Here is a 21,130-nt window from a genome sequence, read left to right on the forward strand (position 1 = left end):
CCGCCATAGGCATCGCTTGTATAGCAACAGCCAAAGTGATTAGGACATCAACAGATGATAAAACTTAGACACAAAAAGACTTTTCACCCAGTCCCCAGTCCCCAGTCCCTTGCTATATTTCCCGACCTAGAAATAAAACTAAATAGCAGAAGAATAGGCTTCATCCACCTTCAAAGTTGTGCCTGTAATAAACTTGGCATCATCAGAAATCAGAAAAGCGATTATTTTAGCAAACTCTGCATAGGTAGTAGGACGACCAAGCATCAAATCCGAAGGCACATTCCATCCCTCTAACTCTGCCATTGAATCTGCTACAAAAAAAGGCGCTACGGAAACCATGCGAATTTTATCTGCTTTGTAACGTTTGGCATAAAGTTTTGTAAACCCTTCCATTGCGGCGCGGAGTGTACCGCTAAAGGGTGTCCCTAATTCTGGTTCATGGGAGTCACACGCGGAAATATTCACAATGACACCGCCTCCTGAATATCGCATTGCTTCTGTAACTAGTTTGGCGATGCGGACAACACTCAAAAACAGCATTTCAAAGTTTTCTATCCACATTTCATCAGAAATAGATAGCAAATCTGGTCGGGGTGGATCTCCAAAACTATTTACTACTGCATCAATACGACCGAATTGAGCTAAAGTTGTCTCTACTAATCGCTGTAAGTCTTGAAAATTGGTAATCGAGCCTTGAGTAGCAATACCGCCCAATTCATCTGCCAAATCCAGAATCTTGGGCGATCGCGCCATCAGTGAAACCCTATAACCCTGCGCTGCTAACTCTCGCGCACAACCTGCACCAATCCCTCGACTAGCAGCAGTAATAATCGCTACTTTTTGTGAAACCATATAAGTAATTTAAATTCCTAAGCTTTTCGTAATTTAGGATATAGCCAAGAACTAAACAAACGGCTAACTCTAGGCATAACAATATATGTCAATAGCAAAACCATAGTAATGGTAATGATCAACGAAATAATTAAGGGAGGTAAACCGCGAAGCAGGGGCGTTATAAATGTATTCAACAAATTAATCAACACAAATACAGCTCCCCAAGTTAGTAATGCTGTTTTATAGCGTGGTGGAGTTTTCAGTGGTTGACCGGGAATAGAAAACCAAGCTTCTAATCCACAAATTTCTTGAACATCAGGATCGGATTCCACCAAATGTTTACCTTGATTGAGCCAGTACTCGCGATCGCGCGATGTCATCCACGCTTTCAAATTTTCATAATTGTCAAACCGAAAAATGATCACATATTCATTTCGCACACCAAGTTGGGGACGAATCACATTTGTTCCCAAATGCCCTAGATAGGTTCTGGCAACACTGGTAATATCTTTCAACCAAGCCTCGTAAGCCTTTTCACATCCTGGTTTTACCAGTTGTGAAATAACCACAGTCACAAATTGATCGTCCTGTTCCATCTTTATCAATTTTGGATTTTGGATTTTAGATTTTGGATTGATCCTATGAATAAATTCAAGGCTTGGGGATTTTGGATTTATTTCAAGTAGCTTGCTTTTCGTAAAACAAGTACAAATTCGTTGGAGAGCAAACAAATTTAAATTTTGGATTTAGAAGTTTTAATCCAAAATCCAAAACTTAAAATCTAAAATTGCATCATTCTCAACCCAAGGGATATCCAGCTTTTCCAACCTCAAGCCGAACAACATTGGCAGGAACGACACCAGTGGGTGGAGGTAAAAACATTCCACCATTCGTTACAACATAAATCGCGGTGCTATCGCCCTCACTTTGACCAAAAGCCACTGCTGTGCTACCAATTACACCTGACTCGGCTTGAGCAATAATAGTAGTACTGCGATCGGGTGCAATTCTTACCACACTGTTGTAAATGTGCGTTGCTCCATAAAGGTTGCCTTCTACATCAAAGGCAAAGTCATCAATATTGGTCTGCTCAACAAAAATTTCCGGCTCACCTGGTTTATTAGCGGTATCAATGGGAATCCGCAACAGCAACATTTTTTCCGTATTTGAAACGTAGAGGAAATCACCAAAACGCTTCAAGCCATTTGCAGCCGGAAACACGCTCTCTGAATTGCTACGAGCAAGCATTGGATGTTCTAGCCAAATTGATCCACTGGGTTGAGCAACATCAATCAGCCAGATTGCACCACGATAGGAATCTGCTGTCAAATACTGAGTATCGGAAAGTGGCGTGATGCCATTGAGAAATATTGCGTCTGGCAGTGTCAGCAACGTTTCCACCGTGCCATCACTTTTAACTAGAGAAACCACGGGTATAGAATCAGCATTCCATCCTGTTGCCACCAGATCGCCGTTGGTAGTGAAAGCAAGACCACTTACTTTGCCTTCAACAGTGGCATAAATTTGCTGATTGCCATCTGGGGTAATGCTAACAATCTCGCCAACTTCGTGATTGGTTACAAAAATTGTGCCATCTGGTGCAATTGCTAGATTTTCCAAAAAAGTATTAACAGGAAACGAGGTAATAATTTTAGCCGGTGCTAATTCAATCGGCTTATCTGCGTAAATAGACGGTAAATCTGCGGAATTTCCCATATTAACCTACCATTGTAATTGAATGGGGCCACCAAACTTTCGCATCTCTGCAAAAAACAGTCCTTGCGCTCCTCCATCGGGAAGTGTTGCTAAATAGACAGCAGTTTCGGCTCCTTCTTCTGCCGTGAACGGGGCATCATCTCCCCCCATATCTGTCTTCATCCAACCTGGAGAATAGGCATTTACGAGAATATTACTACCTTGGAGTTCCTTGGCGAGAATCACAGTTAGTCCATTTACTCCCACCTTCGAGAGTCGATAAGAAGGCGCTAAAGGGTAGTAGTCAGTGGGAACTGATGTTAGAGATGCCATTTCCGTAGAGATATTGACAATGCGACCGTAGTTTTGCACCTTCATCAACGGAATTAATGCTTGAGAAATTCTGAGTACCGCTAGAACATTGGTTTCAAAGGTCGATCGCATCGTTTCCAGTTGCACAGTTAGTAAGCTGGACTCCTCCGGCTTAGTTGTGGGATTCACGCCTGCATTATTGACCAGAATATCTACTTTGCCGTAAGTTTCACGCAGCCACTCTGTAAACTGCTGCACACTTCCGTCATTGCTGACATCTAGCGTGTGATAGTCAACATCAAGCCCTTCATTGGTAAGCTGCCCTTTAGCAACAAGACCATCTGTTTCATTACGACTCGTCAGAATTACGCGGTTGCCAATTTGGGATAATTGACGGGAAATAGCATATCCTAGCCCTCGATTGCTGCCTGTTACCACAGCAATCCTTTTTTCAGTCGTCATTTTTATGACCTTGAAACTGCTTTTGATTGTACTGTACTGAGATGCAATGAATTAAGCAAGTTGATTGCAGAAATGTATTCAATCAATGATTCTGACTTACTTCAAACTCGAAGCTTGCCGTCCACCTAAGCGTTGTTCTGACGCTGTAGGTAAGACATTGACAGAGATAGTTGCATAAACACCTTGTTTTTGACCACCTATAATCAGGCGAATAAAATCTCCTAAGCCTTCTACCAATCGAGCATTACGTAAAACACCAGAATCTACTGCTAAAAATCCGATTTCTTCAGCAAGCCCCATTACTGTTTTTCTGGCTTGTTCATCATCTCCTGCAACAAAAACAGAAACTCCATAATCCTTTAGTGGTTCAGGTGCTAATTCAAAAACTTCCTGCGCCATCGTATTAAAAGCTTTTACCACCTGCGCTTGAGGTATATCTTTAGCAAGCTTTTCGGCTAGAGATTCTACTATTGGTGGATAAGCAAATCCTTCAGGAATATCCTGATTATTGCAATCAATAATAATTTTATTGTCGAGAACTTCAGGATGAGAAAGCAACTCTTTTGGCATAATGCTGCGTACTGTCCACAAAATTACATCAGCAAACGCCGCCGCCTGATCATTTGTACCACCTTGCGTTCCGCGTCCGGCGAACTCTGCTGTTGCTTTTCCTTTTTCGGCATCACGAGAGCCAAAAAATACTTCATGCCCCTGCTCTGCCCAGAGTATACCTAGAGAGCGCCCCATGTTTCCACTGCCAATAATTCCAATCTTCATGAGTTAACCCTCATTCCACCGTAGATTGTGAAAAGATTATAGTTAAAGCAGGTGAAGTAGCCACAAAGCCATTATGACCACCAACTTACCTGTAGCCACAGAAATTATACCAGTGGTTTTGCAATTGCAACCTGCGATCGCACTAACCGAAGATCAGTTTTATGAGTTTTGTCAGCTAAACCGTGATTTTCACATCGAACGCAATGCTGTGGGAGAATTAGTGATTATGTCTCTAACAGATGCGGAAACTAGCCAACGTAACTTTGAAATTATTGGTCAGTTAGGTATTTGGACAAAGCAAGATGGTACAGGTGTAGGGTTTGGTTCCAGTGGTGGGTTTACTTTGCCTAATGGTGCGGTGCGTTCTCCAGATGCAGCGTGGATAAAACGCGATCGCTGGGAAGCCATACCACCAGAACTGCGAAAAAAATTTGCACCGATTTGTCCTGAGTTTGTAATTGAATTGCGTTCTGAGAGCGATAACTTACGAATTTTGCAAGACAAGATGCAAGAGTATATTGATAATGGCACTCAACTTGGTTGGTTAATTGATAGAAAACAGCGCCGAGTTTTTATTTATTGTCCTAATATTGCGGTTGAGGTATTAGATAATCCTAAGATACTTTCTGGTGAACCGTTGCTACCTGGGTTTGTTTTGGATTTAAGTCAGGTTTGGTAGGGAGTAAGCTAGTTTTATAGTACCGAAATCAAAATTCTAGGAATCTATGGCGGCGAAAGACATATTCCATGATGCAGTAAAACGCGCTTTGGAGAAAGAGGGCTGGTTCATCACTAATGACCCGCTTTTCCTGCGTTTTGGTGGTTTGGATATGTACATCGACCTTGGTGCAGAGAAAGTTTTAGCAGCAGAACGAAATCAAGAAAAAATTGCGGTTGAAGTTAAAAGCTTTGTTGCTCCATCTACTACAACTGAATTTAGTACTGCTTTAGGACAGTATCTCAAATATCAATTAGCACTTGAAGAAGAACAACCTGAGAGACTTCTATATTTAGCAGTTCCCTTAGACACGTATCGTTCTTTTTTTACTTTAGAACTGCCAGCTTTATTAATCCAACGTTACCAAGTTCGGCTGATTGTTTTCGATCCAGAAGAGGAGGCGATCGTAAAATGGCAAAAGTAGAACAGTACCGTCAACTTATTCAAGAACTGCTGCTAGCTTACAGCGAAATCAAAGCCAGCAACGAAGAAGTCGAAGCAGAAGTGATTTTTGATAGAGAACGCGATCGCTACCAAGTTGTTCACGTGGGGTGGTCAAATAAGCGCCGCGTATATGGCTGTGTTTTGCATCTAGATATTAAAAACGAAAAAATTTGGATTCAACACGATGGTACTGAAGGAGGTATCGCCAATGAACTTATTAATCGAGGTATACCAAAAAAAGACATCGTTTTGGCTTTTCATTCCCCATTTAAACGACAATTTACTGAGTTCGCTCTTGGTTAAGATAATCCGTAATTACGTTAAACCCGCAGAATTACTTAAAGTCATTTCAATTGCTAAATTTTTCGTGATTTAGGATATAGCCAAAAGCTAAACAAACGGCTAACTCTAGGCATAACAATATATGTTAATAGCAAAATCATAGTAATCGTAACGATTAACGAAATAATTAAGGGAGATAAACCGCGAAGTAGGGGGACTATAAACGTACTCAATAAATTAATTAACACAAATACTGCTCCCCAAGTTAGCAATGCTATTTTGTAGCGTGGTGGAGTTTTCAGTGATTGACTGGGAAGAGAAAACCAAGCTTCTAATCCACTAAGTTGTTGAACATGAGGATCAGATTCAACCAAATGTTTACCTTGATTGAGCCAATATTCGCGATCGCGCGATGTCATCCACGCCTTTAAATTTTCGTAACCGTCAAACCGGAAGATGATCACATATTCATTTCGCACCCCAAGTTGAGGACGAATCACATTTGTTCCCAGATGACCCATATATGCTCTGGAAACTCTGGTAATCTCTTTCAACCACGCTTCGTAAGCAGTTTCGCATCCTGGTTTGACAAGTTGTGTAATTACCACGGTTACAAATTGAGCGTCCTGTTCCATCTCCATTAGTTATGCCACTATCAATATTAGTAAATGATGTAATTTTTAGTCACCATAGCATGTTTGAGTTCATCATTTTAGATTTTAGATTTTGGATTTTTTCACATAGCTTGCTTATTGCGGAGCAAGGATGAATTTTCTTGCTGTGAAATATTTTTAAGTTTGGGATTTTAATTATTGTGTATAGGTTATTAATATGAATATTTTCATGTATGACTTATTTGCTCATCATTTATGACACAAAATGTAGATTTTTTATCTTTTGAATAAGTCAAAATATTGAAAATACTAAAAGGTTATAAACTATCGATTCCAAAATAGTCTAAAATTTTTGCTCGTCGAGATATTGATGAGACATTAGCCAAAACTAAACTTTACTTAGAAAACACGGTAGCATTGTTCAGATTTAGAATAAAGCTGACTATCAGTATTTCTTGCGGGCAATGCTGATATATTCATAAACCTAGAAGACAACTCGCTCTGTATGGCTCTCACCACCTCTACTTACCAAATTACTGATTTATTCGCCGAACGAGCTAGAAACCTTGCACCACCAACTTACGGCACTGAGTTAACCAAAATTATTACTGTTAGCTTTGCCTACGGTTTAGCTGACCCAATTCTCTTTCCCCACGCTGACTTAGCTGCTGCAAGTGCTGCTGTGCTGGCAGAAGAGGCTCCGATCGCCCTGAATTACGGGCCACCTTCAGGCCAATTGTATGAACAAATCATCCTCCGCTTGCAGGCTAAAGGAATCGCCGCCGATCGCGATCGCCTGATCATTGGCTATGGTTCTGGTCAGATTTTGGGCTTGCTACCAGATGTGTTTGTCGAACCTGGTGACGTGGTAATTGTAGAAGGGCCAACCTTCTTGGGAGTAGTTAGTAGATTTGTCCACGCTGGCGCACGCGTAATTACCATTCCTGTGGATGAGTTGGGGATGGATGTGGACGCCCTGGAAGAAACTTTGAGCGATTTGAAGAAACAGGGCATTCGACCCCGGTTTATTTACACCATCCCGACGTTTCATAATCCCACAGGCGCTACTATGCCGTTATTTCGCCGCCAAAAGCTAGTAGCACTGGCGGCTGAGTATGGCGTGCTGGTGGTGGAAGACGATGCTTACAGCGATTTGCGCTTCCAGGGGGAAGCCGTGCCTCCCTTGGCAACCCTCGACAAGGAGGGGTGGGTTTTATACGTGAGTACCTTCTCAAAAATTATTGCGCCTGGTATCCGGCTGGGCTGGGCTTGTGGCGATCCAGCAATTATTGAGCGGTTGGCAATGTTCAAAAGTGAGGGACCAGTGGGGCCATTTGTCAGCCATGTGGTCGCTCGCTACTGTGCTACAGGCAAACTAGATGATCACATTCAGGAGTTAATCGCCTGCTACAAGCATAAGTGCAATTTGTTGTTAGAAGCGATCGCTCACGAGTTTCCCAGTGATGTAGTTGCTTTGCGACCGGGTGGAGGCTTTTTCGTTTGGTGTAAATTGCCGCCAGATATCAGCGCCAAAGCACTCCTAACCGCTGCTAATGAACACGGCATCAGCTTTCTGTCAGGGACTCGCTGTTATGCCAATGGACAGGGAGATGATGCCATCAGGTTAGCTTTTAGCTTTCAACCAACCGAGAAGATTGTTGAGGGAATCGCTGTTTTGGGAGCAGTGTTGCGCGGATGGCGGTAATTCTTCAGGAGGCAGGAGTAAGGCTGACCGACACCTCCTCTGCCTTCCTCGATAAATTTTGTAAACTTAAAAAATTTGTTCTAAGCGTTGGAAATCGCGCTGGACTTCATACCAGAGAGTTTTATTATGGGGGTCTGTCTTCAGAGCTTTTTTGAGATAAATTCTGGCTTTGAGCAGTTGTTTTTCGGAAATAAGCGCCCGTCCCCAAATTTGATAGACGATCGCTAGCCATTGGCGGACTTCTGCATCTGTTGACAAGCGATCTGCTAAAGCTTCCGCCAGAGCGATCGCTTGCGGAAATCGTCTTTCTTGCAAAAATCGCTGCAATTGCTCATAAGTCTTCCACTTTAGCCGTTCTTCTATTTCCAATAGATTCGGCGGCTTTGGTTTCCCTGATTCTTGGCTTGTCACCGTTGTAACTGGTGTTTTCTGCCGCTGCGTTGCCTTGGTGTCATTACGCGCAGTTGACACATGACTTGAATGGGCAACAGTTTCCTCTGGCAGTACTACCGTCAGCAGGAGTTTGTAAGCCTCTGTTAAGGCAATAAATTTATCTTTGGCTTTGTTGTCATCTGGGTTGATATCGGGGTGATATTGCTGCGCCAGTCGTCGGTAAGACGCTTTGATGTCAGCAAAAGAAGCTCCCGATCTTAAACCTAGTAAACGGTAGCAATCTCCAAGATCCATCTTGAGCTATGAGCTATCGAATATCGAGATAGGGGCTACCAGCTATGAGCTTTAAGCCTGAACTATTAATAATAAGGGCTAATTTGCTATTTTAAAGTTCAATGTTGACAGTTTGTTTAAAGAAGGGAGTGGGGAGTGGGGAGTGGGGAGTGGGGATTTGGAAGTTAGGAGTTAAGAGTTTAAATTCTTTGTCTACTCCCCCTGCTTCCTCATCCCCCTCATCCCCCTCATCCCCCTATTCCCTACTCCCCAGTTATTACCGAGGTTCGGTCTTCAATTACACGGTCAATTAAACCGTATTCCTTAGCCTCTTGAGCAGACATGAAAAAGTCACGATCCATATCTTTTTCAATTTTTTCTATGGTCTGACCGGTTTTATCAGCATAAATGCCATTAAGCTGGTGACGAATTCTAAGAATCTCTTTAGCTTCAATTTCGATATCAGTTGCTTGTCCACGGGTGCCACCAGATGGCTGGTGAATCATAATCCGTGAGTGAGGCAATGCTAACCGTTTGCCTTTTGTGCCAGCTGCCAGCAAAAAAGACCCCATTGAAGCAGCTAAACCGACGCAAATAGTCACTACATCTGATTTGATATGTTGCATGGTGTCAAAAATAGCCATGCCAGATGTAACCATTCCACCGGGAGAATTGATGTATATATAAATATCTTTACCTGGATCATCTGAGTCCAGATACAGCATTACAGCGATAATTTGATTGGCAATTTCATCATCAATATCTCGCCCCAAGAATATAATCCGTTCTCGGTAAAGGCGATCGTAGATACTAATCCAATCTGTATATTGTCCACCGGGCATCCGGTAAGGAACTTTAGGAACGCCTATAGGCATAATTTACTCCGTTCTTAATAATTTGGGGGCGGTAGGAGAGTTAGGAATAACTCATAACTCCTGTACAGACGCGATTAATCGCGTCTCTACTCAGCACTCAGCACTCAGCACTCAGCACTTACTAGAGGACACTGGCAGGAAGTGGGGGATTGGCGAGTTCTTCTTTCTCAAAAACTCGGTCAATCAGTCCGTATTCCTTCGCTTCGTAAGGTGTTAGGTATAACAGCCGATCCATATCCTTAGTAATTTTTTCTGGAGGCTGTCCAGTAGTGCGATGCAAGATATCAACTAAGGCTCCTTTATTTACCAAAACTTCCCTAGCGCGAATTTGAATATCCGTTGCTTGACCTTGGGCGTAGCTCTTGGGCTGATGCAGGATAATCGAGGAGTGAGGCAAACTGGCGCGGCAGCCTTTTGTACCAGCACTGAGAAGCATCGCTGCCATACCCATCGCGGAACCGACGCAAATGGTGTGGATAGGAGGCTTGATATATTTCATGGTGTCAAAGATGGCGAAGGCTTCGGTTTCAAAGCCAATAGGTTCGCCACTGTAACCGGAAGTGCCGGTGGAGTTGATGTAGATTTTAATCGGTTTTTCGGGGTCGTCGGATTGCAAAAATAGCAATTCGGCCACGATTAATTCCGTGACAGCAGGCACCAGTGGCATCCCAATATAGACAATTCGCTCCTTCAATAAGAGGGAAGGTAAATCTGGCGGTGGTGTCCGGTAAAAGTTATCGCCGTAATATGGGGCTTGAACAGCCTTAATTGGGGAAATGTCCATAGCAACTGATCGCCTGAAACTATGCCGTTAACTGTAATACATCCTAGCGCGATGCACGCCTCCCTCAAGGTGCGGATTTCTCCCTAATGCTGAAGGCGGCTTCGCATCTGCCAATGCTTGGCTTCTAAGATATTCTGATTATATTAGTGTATTTATGTTGGATAGGTTTTCCGTAGAGCTAAAGTAGTGCTTTGAAGTTATTTATTAATATGTGTATCCTGAATAGGGGCTTTGTGTTATGAAGGTTAGTTTGCACCCTGCCTTGAATGATGGTAATTTGGACGCGAATCAACTGAATAGTCAACGTCAGTTGGGAATTTCGATTTCGGCGATCGCAGAGACTCAAGACCGCCATGTACCCCTGAATTTATGCTTAATTCTCGATCATAGTGGTTCGATGAACGGGCGATCGCTAGAAACGGTCAAAAAAGCCGCGAATCGTCTGGTAGATAGACTCAATCCTGGCGATCGCCTCAGTGTTGTAGTTTTTGATCACCGTGCCAAAGTCTTAGTACCTAGTCAAAGTGTCGAAGATCCAGAGAAAATCAAACAGCAAATTAATCGCCTCAATGCCGATGGTGGAACTGCGATTGATGAAGGATTGCGTTTGGGGATTGAGGAGTTGGCAAAGGGAAAAAAAGATACTGTTTCTCAAGCCTTCTTATTAACCGACGGTGAAAATGAACACGGTGATAATAATCGCTGTTTCAAATTCGCTCAATTGGCTGCTAGTTATAATTTGACTTTAAACACTTTGGGATTTGGTGACAATTGGAACCAAGATGTTTTAGAAAAAATTGCTGATGCTGGTTTAGGTACTTTATCTTATATTCAAAAACCCGAACAGGCAGTGGAAGAGTTTAATCGCCTGTTTAGCCGGATTCAAACGGTGGGATTGACTAATGCTTATCTGCTATTCTCCCTGATGCCCCATGTCCGGCTAGCGGAACTCAAACCGATTGCCCAAGTTTCCCCAGACACAATTGAGTTACCACTGCAACAAGAAGCTGATGGGCGTTTCGCTGTGCGGTTGGGAGATTTAATGAAAGATGCAGAACGGGTAATTTTAGCTAATATTTATTTGGGACAATTGCCAGCAGGTGAACAAGCGATCGCTAATGTGCAAGTCCGCTACGATGATCCAGCCGCCAACCAGGTAGGTTTATTGACAGCAAATATCCCAGTTTATGCCCATGTCGTGAAAAATTATCAAGCAGACCTTAATCCCCAGGTGCAGCAGTCGATTTTGGCATTAGCTAAGTACCGCCAAACCCAGCTAGCCGAGACGAAATTACAACAAGGCGATCGCTCTGGTGCGGCGACGATGTTACAAACGGCTGCGAAAACCGCGCTGCAAATGGGAGATACTGGGGCGGCGACGGTGTTGCAAACTTCTGCCACCCAGCTACAAGCTGGCGGAGATTTATCTGAAAGCGATCGCAAGAAAACCAGAATTGTCTCGAAAACAGTTTTGCAAGATACCCCTCCCCAGTAAACTCAGGTTTAGATGAAAGTTAAATTGCTATCGGCGTTAAATGACAATAATGTTGATGTGGCTCAAACAAGTAGCCAACGTCAACTAGCAATGACGATTTTTGCGATCGCTGGTGAGTCCGATCAAAATCTTCCCCTTAACCTCTGCTTGATTTTGGATAGAAGTGGTTCCATGCATGGACAACCGATAAAAACGGTGATCCAGGCAGTGGAAGGATTAATCGATCGGTTGAAAGTAGGCGATCGCATTTCAGTTGTGGCTTTTTCCGGTACTGCGGAAGTCATTATCCCTAATCAAGTCATCCTAGACCCCGAAAGCATCAAATCTCAAATCAAAAGCAAACTGACTGCTAGCGGCGGCACTGCGATCGCTGAGGGTTTGGAATTAGGCATTACAGAACTGATGAAGGGGACAAGAGGCGCTGTTTCCCAGGCATTTCTGCTGACAGATGGGCACGGTGAAAGCGGTTTGCGAATTTGGAAGTGGGATATTGGGCGAGATGACAACAAGCGCTGTCTTAAACTGGCGCAAAAGGCTGCCAAGCTGAACCTAACTATCAACACTTTCGGATTTGGCAATAGCTGGAATCAGGATTTGCTGGAAAAAATTGCCGATGTCGGTGGTGGGACTCTAGCCCACATTGAACGTCCTGAACAGGCTGTGGATCAATTTAGCCGACTGTTTGGACGGATTCAATCGATTGGACTAACTAACGCCTACTTGCTGTTATCTTTAGTGCCCAATATCCGATTAGCAGAATTGAAACCCATTGCCCAAGTTGCCCCAGACACAATCGAGTTACCAGTGGAACCCGAAGCTGATGGTAGCTTTGCTGTACGCTTGGGAGACTTGATGCAGGATGTAGAACGGGTAGTTTTGGCGAACATTTATCTGGGACAGTTGCCAGAAGGGAAACAAGTGATTGGGCATCTGCAAATCCGTTATGATGACCCATTAGTTAACGAACAAGGCTTACTTTCGCCCCTTGTACCAGTGTATGCAGATGTAGTGCGGGCGTATCAACCAACATCCAATCCCCAGGTGCAACAGTCTATTTTAGCATTAGCAAAGTATCGTCAAACCCAGTTAGCCGAGGCGAAATTGCAACAAGGCGATCGCACTGGTGCAGCCACGATGTTACAAACAGCAGCTAAAACCGCTTTACAAATAGGAGATAAAGGTGCAGCCACAGTGTTGCAAACTTCCGCTACTCGCCTGCAAGCCGGAGAAGAACTTTCCGAAGCTGACCTTAAGAAAACTAGGATAGTATCAAAGACTATTTTACAGGAATAGTCCTTTAAATAACTCTTAACTCCTAAATTTTATGAAAACTACTGGCATTGATCATGTAGGTATGGTTTGTTCTGACCATAATCGCTAGGCAAGTATGTAGTCTAAATAAATTCAATTTGATCAGTCAAGGATAAGTTTTTATTTACCAGCATTGGCTTTTTTTAGCCTTAATCTTTTATATTGATATTTTAAGTATTTTTTTATAAAAAATACTTAAAAATTGTTGAGAATTTTTACTAAAATCACCAAAAAAGCTGTGTTATTTCGGAGGTAATAATAGCTACAAATAGGACAAGATGTGCTTAATACATTAGCTTAATCTTGGTGCATCCAGAAACATCAACTACAAGGGTATGAAAAAGGCTTTTGCTTTAATTATGGTTCTGATAACACTTGCCAGTTGCAAGTCTGTAGGCAAAGGTCTACGTAATGGTATCGGGGAGGCGATTGGCGAGTTTACGGGTCAAACGATTGTAAAAGCTGTTTTAGATACAGTACAAAGAAAACAGTTATCTTCCGATGGCAATTGGGTATATATTCTAACTAGTCAATCCAGCTATGAATACTATATTGATCTTGATTCAATCATACAAGAAGGACAACTATACACTTACAATAAACTAATAAAGTTTCAATACCCTAACCGTAATGGAGTTAAAGCGATGATTATCAGTAGCGGTATTGATTGTAATAGTGCGACTCTTTATGAATTCGATAGATTAGAAATTAACTCCCAAGATATAGTAATAAGAAGAGTTAATCTCAAGGAACCTGGAGTTTCATTAGTAAAATCTGAGACAGCAGGTTATTCGTATTGGGAATACTTTTGTAGCAAATAAAAATGCTAATTTAATGCATCTTCAGCTTCAGACATCCCAATTTCACCCACATGGATGGTGTAGATACTTACATCACGTAGTAATGCTGCCGCAGAGAGTGGTAATCCCTGATCAAGCAACAGTTTCATAGCTGTTAGGTAGTTCAATGATGCGATCGCTCAAGTAGGACGATGCAAAAATTAAGGCTTGCTGAATATCTTCATCTTCTAATTCGGGAAACTCCTGGCGCAGTTCTTCTCGATTAGGATAAGTAGCTAATAACTCAATCACTCGACGAACGGTAAGCCGAAGATTACGAATAGAGGGCTGTCCATTCATGCGATTGGGATTGCTGGTAATGCGATCTAATTTCATGGAAGTAACCCTAGCTCCTGATGAAAATCATCGTCAATGTATATTGCTTCATACCAAGTTAATGAGAGACGATTGTACTCCAAGCAAAATTTTATAGCAAGGAACGGGAAATAAGGCTTCAGCCACTAAAATAGAAAAATTATTCACGAGCGTTGTAGTTATGGGTAATGAAGTTGAACTACTTGAACACTGGCGAGAACTCACACCCGAAAAGCAACAAAAAGTTTTGGAGTTTGTTGAAGTACTTAAATCTGAGTCAGAAACAACACCCCCCGAATCTGATTTTGTGCCACAAATACCCTTAGCCAAAAAATTATGGTCAATCCGACAACGAGCGATCGCTGCTGGATTACAACTTCTCAACGAAGATGAAATAGGACTTGAACTTGCTGCACGTCGCGGTGGATTCCGTGAGTCTTAAAAAGACGTATATAGATTCTGGTGTATTGATCAGCGTCTTTAAGGCTGATGGCATTAAGGTTTGCATTTTCCAGATTAGCACTTTGCTAAAGCCTTTATCTTGCAAAGACTAGCAAAACTCTGCTAAAAGTGCTACAGGGAAATGATTATTAGCTTGAAAAGTACACATGAAAACTACTGGAATTCATCATGTAGCTATTATTTGTTCTGACTATGAACGCTCGAAAAAATTTTATGTCGAAACTTTAGGCTTTTCGATTATTGAAGAGACTTTTCGCGCCGAGAGAAATTCTTATAAATTAGATTTACGAGTTGGAGAAAGTGATCAGATAGAGTTATTCTCTTTCCCAAATCCTCCTCAAAGATTTAGTAGTCCAGAAGCTTGTGGTTTAAGACATCTTGCTTTTAAAGTTGATGATCTAGAAAAAACTGTTGATTACTTAAAATCCCAAGGTGTCGAAACAGAAAATATTAGAATTGACGAAATTACAAGTAAGAAATTTACTTTCTTTAAAGATCCAGATAATTTGCCATTAGAGATTTATGAAAATTAAGCTTTAATACAATACAGTTCAGATAAGTCCAAAACACTTGTAGAGACGGCGATTTATCGCGTCTCTTGCCTTAACCGAACCGTATTGGGGTTACTCCAGCAATAACGGTCTTCATCCTCTTGTCTCCTGAAGCAAAACTATGCGCTGTGGGGGCTTATTTTTTATCTTGCCCATTGCTGCAAAATGTAATTATAAAAAGCCTCTTTATCGACTTTATCCATTGCATAAATTTTCCGACCACCGGTAACTACTTTAGTACGCCCCTGACTAAGACCAGTGGTGATAATTTCTGTTTCCCATTCGCGTAGTTGATAAAATTCTGGATGTCCCAAATAAGCTGTTGCCAAAACATCCCAAAAATAATAATCTTGGGGGATAACTAGTGCATAACATTGTCCAGCTAAATCAGAGATGGAATACTGGCGTTGTCGTCCCATTTTTTGCACTAATTCTGATGTGACAGGGACATTGTTAGTTAAATCTAAAGGACACATAATAATTTCAATTTGGGTTTGCCATACCCGCGCGGCTGAAACCGCGTCCCAATAAACATTCCATTCGGCAGAACCATCTTGTCCCGCTTCCAGACTTTTTTCTACATTACCAGGGACATTTAACGCACCCCCCATCCACACAATCTTGTGAATCTTGGCTTCAATGTCTGGTGCTTTGTCCAAAGCCACTGCAACCGTCGTCAACGGCCCAGTTACCATCAACGTTACGGGGCTTGATGCGTCACGTAACACCTGGATCATAAAATCTTGACCTGTTTCAGCAAGCAGAGGCGTAGTGATGGTTTCCCTTTGATTGAGAATGGGGAGATGGTCAACGATAAACGAATCACGGCGATAGAGAGTAGGAAATGGATTAATCCCGCGCACAGTGCTTTCTGCAACTGGGATATGAGAAAATCCCATCAAATCTATAATTTTACGTGTGGCACTAACAGCCGGTTGAACGTAACAATCTGCTGGAGTGACGACAACACCAAGGAGTTCAATATGATCCATCGTCAACAGCAGCATAGTTGCTAGATAATCATCTACACCACCATCGTGATCCATTAATACTAGTTGTTTTGACATAAAAGGAGAATTATTAATATGGATGAGTTTATCAAAGCTGCAATTCAGGAAGCAAAACAAGGCAAACAAGAAGGTGGAATTCCCATTGGTTCGGTTCTCGTCAAAGATGGCAAAATTCTCGGCAAAGGACACAATAAACGTGTGCAAGACGGAGATCCTGTCACCCACGCCGAAATCGATTGTCTCCGCAATGCTGGAAGGGTTGGCAGTTATAGAGGTACAACACTCTATTCAACCTTAATGCCGTGTTACTTGTGCGCTGGGGCAGTGGTACAATTTGGCATTAAAAAAGTCATCGCTGGAGAATCCAGAACTTTTCCTGGTGCTAAAGAATTTATGGTATCTCACGGTGTGGAAGTAATTGATCTTAATCTTGACGAATGCGAACAAATGATGAGTGAGTTTATTGAAGCTAACCCCGAACTATGGAATGAAGATATTGGTAAATAGTTATTGGGAATTGGGGATTGGGCATGGGGCATGGGGCATGGGGCATGGATCTAATGGCACTAAGTTAAGCTGAAAGGTAAGCGGCGTAGGGATTGCAGAGGGGCAGGGGAGCAGGGGGGCAGAGGGGAATTTATAAATATCTGAGCGCAATGCCTAAAATTTCTTCCTTCTCCCCTGCTCCTTTGCTCCTCTGCACCCCTGCTGCCTCAACGATTTTCCCTTTTCTTAGTGCCATTCGGGCATGGATCAATAGTTCTTCTTCCCCCACTTTCTACTTTGTTTGTTTGTATTACAATGCAGATGTCCACTAGGCGGCATACTGTCCATCTACCTAAATCCAGAAGATTATTTGATGAGTAATCAACTACAAGACTACAATCCCAGCGGCGTAGGTGAAGTAAATGGCAACCTCTTAGGTTTGCCTTGCGATTACGAGTCTGCAAACCTGATTGTCTTTGGTGTGCCGTGGGAAGTCACTGTTTCCTATGGTGCTGGCACTGCTAACGGCCCACAGCGAATTCTAGATGCTTCGACTCAACTAGATTTGTTCGATTTTGATAACCCTAATGGTTGGAAACAGGGAATTTTCATGGTGGAAATTCCCCAAGATATTTTAGAGAAGAACACATACTATCGCACTTTGGCAGCAAAAATTATTGAGCGATTAGCCCAAGGTAAACAACTCTCAGATACACCAGATTTAACACCTGTGCTGACAGAAATTAATCAGGCTGGTGAACAGGTGAATCAATGGCTGTTTGAAAATTGTCAAGAAGCAATTAATCATGGTAAGCGAGTTGCAGTCATTGGTGGAGATCACAGTTCACCTCTAGGTTATTTTCAAGCATTAGCGGCTAAATACCCAAACTATGGCATTTTGCACATTGATGCCCACGCAGATTTACGGGATGCTTATGAGGGATTTGAGTTTTCCCATGCGTCTATTATGTTTAATGCGATGAAAATACCGCAAATTTCCAAGCTGGTGCAGGTGGGTTTGCGTGATATTAGTCATGATGAAGTGCAAATGATTGACCAATCTGATAGTCGCATTATTGCTTATTACGACCCAGCTATTAAGCAAAAGCTTTACTCTGGAACAACTTGGATTGATTTATGCCGAGAAATTATCAGTCATTTACCTGAGTATGTTCATATTAGCTTTGATATAGATGGTCTAGATCCAAAACTCTGTCCGAGTACAGGTACTCCTGTTCCAGGTGGGTTGGAATTAGAGCAAACTTTTTGTCTGTTCCGGGAATTAGTCAATAGTGGCAGAAAAATTATTGGCTTTGATATCTGCGAAGTTGGGGATGCTGAGTGGGATGGTAATGTGGGGGCGCGGGTAGTTTACAAGCTGGCAAATTTGATGGATTTATCCCAGCAGAAAATATAAGCGATAAAATTTTGGCAAAGTGGCAATGATACTGAACTCAAGGCAATGACAACAGCAACTCCTTCGTCTCTCACCCTCGAAGAATTCCTCAAACTGCCAGAAACCAAGCCTGCCAGTGAGTTTATTGACGGTCAAATTTACCAGAAACCTATGCCTCAAGGCAAACACTCTCGTCTGCGACTCAAGTTTTGTGATGCTGTAAATCAAGTTGCCGAAAGCTCACAAATTGCCCTCGCCTTTCCAGAATTGCGTTGTAGCTTTGGTGGACGTTCTATTGTTCCCGATGCTGCTGTATTCATTTGGGAACGAATTCCTTTTGAGGCTGATGGCGAAGTACCCAATGCTTTTGAAATTTATCCCGACTGGACTGTAGAAATTCTTTCACCTGAGCAAAGAGCTACTAAAGTTATCAGTAATATTTTGCACTGCCTTAAACATGGTACTCAGCTAGGATGGTTAATCGATCCAGAGGAACGACTGATTTTAGCATTTTCACCAGGACAGGAACCTATTGAGTTGATAGGTAGCGATTGTCTTCCCACACCAAAGTTTTTAACACTGGATTTGACGGTTGAGCAGGTTTTTGGGTGGCTAAACCAATTCGTAATTCGTAATTGGAACACGAGTTGTCAAGTAAAAAGGTCGTAGGAGTAGCCCGTCGGAGACATCGCTTCACCTTTAAACTTCACTAATAGTCTATTTTTACTCATCTAAACGGTGTGCGATCGCATTCAACAATTCCTCAAAGTCTGATTTGCTGTGAATATCAGGGGTGAGTGTGTTCATATCTTTTAGCAGGTTAGTCAGTTCCGCGATCGTGTTGCGAATCTCGGTGTATTGGTCAATCTCTTCACGAAATCCCTGCAAATTAGCTGCGGAAACCCCTTTCATAGCTTCGTCTAATTCTTTAATTTCGTCTTCCCAATGTTTAATATATTTAAGTCTTGCAACAGGCTTATAAATTTGGGCATCCGCTAACACAATAGGGAAAATTCGATTATAAAATTCACCATTTTTAGCAATTTGCACTAGCTCAAACATGCAATTGGGAGATTTTAAATACTTGTCACTAATAACTGCGATCGCACATTTACCGCGTCCAATGCGTTCCATGAAGGATTTAATTAGTCCTTTGTAGCCCAAATCGCGTTTATCGCGGATGATTTTGATTCCTTTTGCCTGGAAAGTTTCATCCAGTTTATTGACAAATTGCTCACTTTCTCCACCCCAAGCATAAGAGATAAAAATTTCCTTCTCGAACTCTATTGCAGATTGACTATTCATGATACCTTTTTCTACTTGTTTGCTATCTCGTAACCGATGCGTCAACAATTCATTTCTCTCTTGCTCCAGTTCGCTTTGCAACGGTGTAACTTGGGGGTTGATTTCCTCATCTGCTTTAGCGGATTGGAACATTACATCATCGATTAACCTGCGGACATCTACCATTTGAAAGCTTTTCTGGCATTGGATCTCGTACTGACGAGCGTATCGAAACCTATACAGCACATCCATATAATAAACATGAGGAGTCCGGCTTCCTTCACAGTTTTTGCAATTACAAGGAACTAAAGTTTGATATTCCAAACGTTCGTAAGAGTTGTGGATTTTTTCGAGTTCATGGGTGATGACAGCCATCAATTCTTTTGTACGGTTTCCGGCTACACGGATTTTAATTTCCCGTTGATTGTAGTTTTCAATGATTTCAGCACGAGTTTGATCTTTGTTGAGAACAACACCGTTTTTCCAAACGAGTTTTTGCTGTTCAATCCAAGGGTGCGTCTCGACAATAAAGCGGGTGAGGATGCCTTTGGGCATGAATGTATAGGTGTAGCGTAGGATAAGGTTGTGGGTATCATCCCAAGTATATTTAGCTTTTTCAATGGAAAGCAATTGAGGCGCAATATAATTGTTAGGGCGATCGCGGATTTCGTAACAAAGCTTGAACTGCATCATTAATTGCAGGAGTTCATCTCGCATATCTGCATATTCGCCATCTTGCCAAATATTTTTGAGGTCGTCTTTGGTAAAACAACCTAGATTTTCCTTGACAGCTTGATTATCCAAAACTTTGTAAACGGCAGTTGTCGCCCATTCCGGTTTGAGGATGACGTAGTGTTTGAGTGTAGAATCATCTTGAAAGTGGAGGCAAACGCCGAGGTCGTGAAGATAGCTACTCAAGCGCAGCATGTCTTTACGGTCAGTTAAATTATTGACTCGGCAAAGGTTAAAGTATTCTTCAACGCTGATGTAATTTCGGGAATCGTTCTCTAAGGCGGTTCTGACTCTTACCCAGAGTTTTGGTAAAGGTGTGCCAACGTGGTCAAGATTGCTGATGTAAAGCTGAATCGCGTTTTTAATCTCGGTTAAACCGCGATTATTTTCTAAATTGGTTGCCAGTATTTTCTCCAGATTGCTAAATTCTCCTCGTAACTGGCCTTCATTGACTTCGCACTGACGGTCTTGTTTTTCGTTTTTGATGATGAGAACTGGGCTTTTGTCGCTCAAGAGTTCGACAACTTTCAGCCACCAGTAAAAATCAGTGTTTTCTTTGCGAGTGTCGGCAACTAAAGCATAGAGAGAACGCTTGCTGAGGAAAAACTGATGGGTTTGATGGTAGATTTCCTGACCGCCAAAATCCCAGATGTTGACACGAAAATCTTTGCCATTGGGCTGTGTAAAGTGCCACCGAATCACGTCAATGCCTTGGGTTGATTTCTCTTCTGCCTGGAGTTTATAGGTTTCGTTTTTGATTTTATTAGCTAAAGAGGTTTTACCGGCTCCTCCTTCGCCAACAATCAAGAATTTTGCTTCGTAGAAGGGTTCGCTTTCTGCTGGATCTTGCACCCGAAAATAGAAATCGAGAATTTCATTCACATTACCCGGATTTTGGTAGTAAACCTTCGGCCCCAAAATCTCTGGTGGAATGGGGACTGGATTTCTACGAAGATCCAGCTTTTCCAGGTTTGACAGTTGCCTGATTTCCCTTGGCAGACTGCTCAGTTGATTATTGTTGAGGTCGAGGGTTTGCAGGTTGGTGAGTTGGCCAATTTCCGGTGGCAGACTGCTCAGTTGA

General features: G+C 42.3%; 25 protein-coding genes. 12 read left to right on the forward strand and 13 right to left on the reverse strand.

Going from position 1 to position 21,130, the window contains the following annotated elements; genetic code table 11:
• Positions 1-138 precede the first annotated feature (138 nt).
• The 5 genes from ABF638_RS15525 to ABF638_RS15545 all read right to left on the reverse strand — a co-directional run bounded on the left by ABF638_RS15525 (position 139) and on the right by ABF638_RS15545 (position 4,080).
• Positions 139-852, reverse strand: coding sequence for an SDR family oxidoreductase (locus ABF638_RS15525; protein ID WP_435023648.1), 714 nt, complete (start codon positions 850-852; stop codon positions 139-141).
• Positions 853-869: 17 nt separating this feature from the next.
• Positions 870-1,430 carry an antibiotic biosynthesis monooxygenase gene (locus ABF638_RS15530; protein WP_435023650.1) on the reverse strand — a complete coding sequence of 187 codons (561 nt, stop codon included), beginning with the start codon at positions 1,428-1,430 and terminating at the stop codon, positions 870-872.
• 202 nt (positions 1,431-1,632) lie between these two features.
• Positions 1,633-2,550 (reverse strand): SMP-30/gluconolactonase/LRE family protein, encoded by a 918-nt coding sequence (locus ABF638_RS15535; protein ID WP_435023651.1) that lies wholly within the window; start codon positions 2,548-2,550, stop codon positions 1,633-1,635.
• 6 nt (positions 2,551-2,556) lie between these two features.
• Positions 2,557-3,303 carry an SDR family oxidoreductase gene (locus tag ABF638_RS15540; RefSeq protein WP_435023653.1) on the reverse strand — a complete coding sequence of 249 codons (747 nt, stop codon included), beginning with the start codon at positions 3,301-3,303 and terminating at the stop codon, positions 2,557-2,559.
• A 96-nt stretch (positions 3,304-3,399) separates the two neighbouring features.
• Entirely contained in the window at positions 3,400-4,080 is a 681-nt protein-coding gene (locus ABF638_RS15545; RefSeq protein WP_181931236.1) for an NADPH-dependent F420 reductase, read from the reverse strand.
• A 73-nt stretch (positions 4,081-4,153) separates the two neighbouring features.
• Here ABF638_RS15545 and ABF638_RS15550 point away from each other — a divergent pair, with 73 nt between their 5' ends.
• Genes ABF638_RS15550 through ABF638_RS15560 form a run of 3 tightly spaced genes read left to right on the forward strand, consistent with a single transcriptional unit; the run spans position 4,154 to position 5,545 of the window.
• Positions 4,154-4,759, forward strand: coding sequence for a Uma2 family endonuclease (locus ABF638_RS15550; RefSeq protein ID WP_435023655.1), 606 nt, complete (start codon positions 4,154-4,156; stop codon positions 4,757-4,759).
• Positions 4,760-4,805: 46 nt separating this feature from the next.
• Entirely contained in the window at positions 4,806-5,222 is a 417-nt protein-coding gene (locus ABF638_RS15555; RefSeq protein WP_435023656.1) for a XisH family protein, read from the forward strand.
• Entirely contained in the window at positions 5,210-5,545 is a 336-nt protein-coding gene (locus ABF638_RS15560; protein WP_435023657.1) for a XisI protein, read from the forward strand. The genes ABF638_RS15555 and ABF638_RS15560 overlap by 13 nt, the downstream gene beginning before the upstream one ends.
• Before the next feature lie 53 nt (positions 5,546-5,598).
• Here ABF638_RS15560 and ABF638_RS15565 read toward each other — a convergent pair whose 3' ends face one another.
• Entirely contained in the window at positions 5,599-6,159 is a 561-nt protein-coding gene (locus ABF638_RS15565) for an antibiotic biosynthesis monooxygenase (RefSeq protein WP_435023659.1), read from the reverse strand.
• Between the two features lie 484 nt (positions 6,160-6,643).
• Between ABF638_RS15565 and ABF638_RS15570 the strand changes: the two genes are divergently transcribed.
• Positions 6,644-7,843: a PLP-dependent aminotransferase family protein gene (locus ABF638_RS15570; protein WP_435023660.1), complete on the forward strand. Its 1,200-nt coding sequence runs from the start codon at positions 6,644-6,646 to the stop codon at positions 7,841-7,843.
• Between the two features lie 66 nt (positions 7,844-7,909).
• Here the strand turns inward: ABF638_RS15570 and ABF638_RS15575 are convergent, their stop codons facing one another.
• The 3 genes from ABF638_RS15575 to ABF638_RS15585 all read right to left on the reverse strand — a co-directional run bounded on the left by ABF638_RS15575 (position 7,910) and on the right by ABF638_RS15585 (position 10,168).
• The gene (locus tag ABF638_RS15575) at positions 7,910-8,530 is read right to left on the reverse strand and encodes a J domain-containing protein (RefSeq protein WP_069072493.1); all 621 of its coding nucleotides are present in this window, start codon (positions 8,528-8,530) and stop codon (positions 7,910-7,912) included.
• 242 nt (positions 8,531-8,772) lie between these two features.
• Positions 8,773-9,384, reverse strand: a complete 612-nt coding sequence (locus tag ABF638_RS15580; RefSeq protein ID WP_069072492.1) for an ATP-dependent Clp protease proteolytic subunit — start codon at positions 9,382-9,384, stop codon at positions 8,773-8,775.
• A 121-nt stretch (positions 9,385-9,505) separates the two neighbouring features.
• The gene (locus ABF638_RS15585; protein ID WP_069072491.1) at positions 9,506-10,168 is read right to left on the reverse strand and encodes an ATP-dependent Clp protease proteolytic subunit; all 663 of its coding nucleotides are present in this window, start codon (positions 10,166-10,168) and stop codon (positions 9,506-9,508) included.
• Between the two features lie 238 nt (positions 10,169-10,406).
• Here ABF638_RS15585 and ABF638_RS15590 point away from each other — a divergent pair, with 238 nt between their 5' ends.
• The 3 genes from ABF638_RS15590 to ABF638_RS15600 all read left to right on the forward strand — a co-directional run bounded on the left by ABF638_RS15590 (position 10,407) and on the right by ABF638_RS15600 (position 13,795).
• On the forward strand, positions 10,407-11,663 hold the full coding sequence (locus ABF638_RS15590) for a vWA domain-containing protein (RefSeq protein WP_435023663.1): 1,257 nt from the start codon (positions 10,407-10,409) through the stop codon (positions 11,661-11,663).
• A 12-nt stretch (positions 11,664-11,675) separates the two neighbouring features.
• Entirely contained in the window at positions 11,676-12,956 is a 1,281-nt protein-coding gene (locus ABF638_RS15595; RefSeq protein WP_435023664.1) for a vWA domain-containing protein, read from the forward strand.
• 353 nt (positions 12,957-13,309) lie between these two features.
• Positions 13,310-13,795: a hypothetical protein gene (locus ABF638_RS15600; protein WP_435023665.1), complete on the forward strand. Its 486-nt coding sequence runs from the start codon at positions 13,310-13,312 to the stop codon at positions 13,793-13,795.
• 5 nt (positions 13,796-13,800) lie between these two features.
• Here the strand turns inward: ABF638_RS15600 and ABF638_RS15605 are convergent, their stop codons facing one another.
• Both ABF638_RS15605 and ABF638_RS15610 read right to left on the reverse strand, forming a co-directional pair.
• Positions 13,801-13,923 carry a DUF5615 family PIN-like protein gene (locus ABF638_RS15605; RefSeq protein ID WP_435023667.1) on the reverse strand — a complete coding sequence of 41 codons (123 nt, stop codon included), beginning with the start codon at positions 13,921-13,923 and terminating at the stop codon, positions 13,801-13,803.
• Positions 13,907-14,149 carry a DUF433 domain-containing protein gene (locus tag ABF638_RS15610; protein ID WP_292765164.1) on the reverse strand — a complete coding sequence of 81 codons (243 nt, stop codon included), beginning with the start codon at positions 14,147-14,149 and terminating at the stop codon, positions 13,907-13,909. Before ABF638_RS15610 ends, ABF638_RS15605 begins: the two co-directional genes overlap by 17 nt.
• A gap of 160 nt (positions 14,150-14,309) precedes the next feature.
• Here ABF638_RS15610 and ABF638_RS15615 point away from each other — a divergent pair, with 160 nt between their 5' ends.
• Both ABF638_RS15615 and gloA2 read left to right on the forward strand, forming a co-directional pair.
• Positions 14,310-14,570 carry a hypothetical protein gene (locus ABF638_RS15615; RefSeq protein WP_435023669.1) on the forward strand — a complete coding sequence of 87 codons (261 nt, stop codon included), beginning with the start codon at positions 14,310-14,312 and terminating at the stop codon, positions 14,568-14,570.
• A 166-nt stretch (positions 14,571-14,736) separates the two neighbouring features.
• On the forward strand, positions 14,737-15,123 hold the full coding sequence (gene gloA2, locus ABF638_RS15620) for an SMU1112c/YaeR family gloxylase I-like metalloprotein (RefSeq protein WP_435023671.1): 387 nt from the start codon (positions 14,737-14,739) through the stop codon (positions 15,121-15,123).
• 161 nt (positions 15,124-15,284) lie between these two features.
• On the opposite strand, the gene ABF638_RS15625 is transcribed toward gloA2, so the two are convergent.
• A complete protein-coding gene (locus tag ABF638_RS15625; protein WP_435023672.1) occupies positions 15,285-16,208 on the reverse strand; it encodes a nucleoside hydrolase in 924 nt (307 codons plus the stop codon).
• 18 nt (positions 16,209-16,226) lie between these two features.
• Here ABF638_RS15625 and ABF638_RS15630 point away from each other — a divergent pair, with 18 nt between their 5' ends.
• The 3 genes from ABF638_RS15630 to ABF638_RS15640 all read left to right on the forward strand — a co-directional run bounded on the left by ABF638_RS15630 (position 16,227) and on the right by ABF638_RS15640 (position 18,702).
• On the forward strand, positions 16,227-16,658 hold the full coding sequence (locus ABF638_RS15630; RefSeq protein WP_435023674.1) for a nucleoside deaminase: 432 nt from the start codon (positions 16,227-16,229) through the stop codon (positions 16,656-16,658).
• 352 nt (positions 16,659-17,010) lie between these two features.
• Positions 17,011-18,054, forward strand: coding sequence for an agmatinase SpeB (speB, locus tag ABF638_RS15635; RefSeq protein ID WP_435023675.1), 1,044 nt, complete (start codon positions 17,011-17,013; stop codon positions 18,052-18,054).
• Positions 18,055-18,099: 45 nt separating this feature from the next.
• Positions 18,100-18,702: a Uma2 family endonuclease gene (locus tag ABF638_RS15640; RefSeq protein ID WP_435023677.1), complete on the forward strand. Its 603-nt coding sequence runs from the start codon at positions 18,100-18,102 to the stop codon at positions 18,700-18,702.
• Between the two features lie 54 nt (positions 18,703-18,756).
• On the opposite strand, the gene ABF638_RS15645 is transcribed toward ABF638_RS15640, so the two are convergent.
• On the reverse strand, positions 18,757-21,130 hold a 2,374-nt coding region (locus ABF638_RS15645), incomplete at its 5' end, for a COR domain-containing protein (protein ID WP_435023679.1).

The organism is Nostoc sp. CALU 1950, assembly GCF_051172895.1.
Lineage (GTDB): Bacteria > Cyanobacteriota > Cyanobacteriia > Cyanobacteriales > Nostocaceae > Nostoc > Nostoc edaphicum_A.

Excerpts from the sequence above, each read along its gene's own strand:
- ABF638_RS15540 (WP_435023653.1), bottom strand. The coding sequence starts at position 3,303 with ATGACGACTGAAAAAAGGATTGCTGTGGTAACAGGCAGCAATCGAGGG.
- ABF638_RS15585 (WP_069072491.1), bottom strand. The coding sequence starts at position 10,168 with ATGGACATTTCCCCAATTAAGGCTGTTCAAGCCCCATATTACGGCGAT.
- ABF638_RS15530 (WP_435023650.1), bottom strand. The coding sequence starts at position 1,430 with ATGGAACAGGACGATCAATTTGTGACTGTGGTTATTTCACAACTGGTA.
- ABF638_RS15555 (WP_435023656.1), top strand. The coding sequence starts at position 4,806 with ATGGCGGCGAAAGACATATTCCATGATGCAGTAAAACGCGCTTTGGAG.
- ABF638_RS15535 (WP_435023651.1), bottom strand. The coding sequence starts at position 2,550 with ATGGGAAATTCCGCAGATTTACCGTCTATTTACGCAGATAAGCCGATT.
- ABF638_RS15570 (WP_435023660.1), top strand. The coding sequence starts at position 6,644 with ATGGCTCTCACCACCTCTACTTACCAAATTACTGATTTATTCGCCGAA.
- speB (WP_435023675.1), top strand. The coding sequence starts at position 17,011 with ATGAGTAATCAACTACAAGACTACAATCCCAGCGGCGTAGGTGAAGTA.
- ABF638_RS15575 (WP_069072493.1), bottom strand. The coding sequence starts at position 8,530 with ATGGATCTTGGAGATTGCTACCGTTTACTAGGTTTAAGATCGGGAGCT.
- ABF638_RS15630 (WP_435023674.1), top strand. The coding sequence starts at position 16,227 with ATGGATGAGTTTATCAAAGCTGCAATTCAGGAAGCAAAACAAGGCAAA.
- ABF638_RS15560 (WP_435023657.1), top strand. The coding sequence starts at position 5,210 with ATGGCAAAAGTAGAACAGTACCGTCAACTTATTCAAGAACTGCTGCTA.
- ABF638_RS15600 (WP_435023665.1), top strand. The coding sequence starts at position 13,310 with ATGAAAAAGGCTTTTGCTTTAATTATGGTTCTGATAACACTTGCCAGT.
- ABF638_RS15590 (WP_435023663.1), top strand. The coding sequence starts at position 10,407 with ATGAAGGTTAGTTTGCACCCTGCCTTGAATGATGGTAATTTGGACGCG.
- ABF638_RS15580 (WP_069072492.1), bottom strand. The coding sequence starts at position 9,384 with ATGCCTATAGGCGTTCCTAAAGTTCCTTACCGGATGCCCGGTGGACAA.
- ABF638_RS15545 (WP_181931236.1), bottom strand. The coding sequence starts at position 4,080 with ATGAAGATTGGAATTATTGGCAGTGGAAACATGGGGCGCTCTCTAGGT.
- ABF638_RS15625 (WP_435023672.1), bottom strand. The coding sequence starts at position 16,208 with ATGTCAAAACAACTAGTATTAATGGATCACGATGGTGGTGTAGATGAT.
- ABF638_RS15640 (WP_435023677.1), top strand. The coding sequence starts at position 18,100 with ATGACAACAGCAACTCCTTCGTCTCTCACCCTCGAAGAATTCCTCAAA.
- ABF638_RS15525 (WP_435023648.1), bottom strand. The coding sequence starts at position 852 with ATGGTTTCACAAAAAGTAGCGATTATTACTGCTGCTAGTCGAGGGATT.
- ABF638_RS15615 (WP_435023669.1), top strand. The coding sequence starts at position 14,310 with ATGGGTAATGAAGTTGAACTACTTGAACACTGGCGAGAACTCACACCC.
- ABF638_RS15550 (WP_435023655.1), top strand. The coding sequence starts at position 4,154 with ATGACCACCAACTTACCTGTAGCCACAGAAATTATACCAGTGGTTTTG.
- ABF638_RS15565 (WP_435023659.1), bottom strand. The coding sequence starts at position 6,159 with ATGGAACAGGACGCTCAATTTGTAACCGTGGTAATTACACAACTTGTC.
- ABF638_RS15610 (WP_292765164.1), bottom strand. The coding sequence starts at position 14,149 with ATGAAATTAGATCGCATTACCAGCAATCCCAATCGCATGAATGGACAG.
- ABF638_RS15595 (WP_435023664.1), top strand. The coding sequence starts at position 11,676 with ATGAAAGTTAAATTGCTATCGGCGTTAAATGACAATAATGTTGATGTG.
- ABF638_RS15605 (WP_435023667.1), bottom strand. The coding sequence starts at position 13,923 with ATGAAACTGTTGCTTGATCAGGGATTACCACTCTCTGCGGCAGCATTA.
- gloA2 (WP_435023671.1), top strand. The coding sequence starts at position 14,737 with ATGAAAACTACTGGAATTCATCATGTAGCTATTATTTGTTCTGACTAT.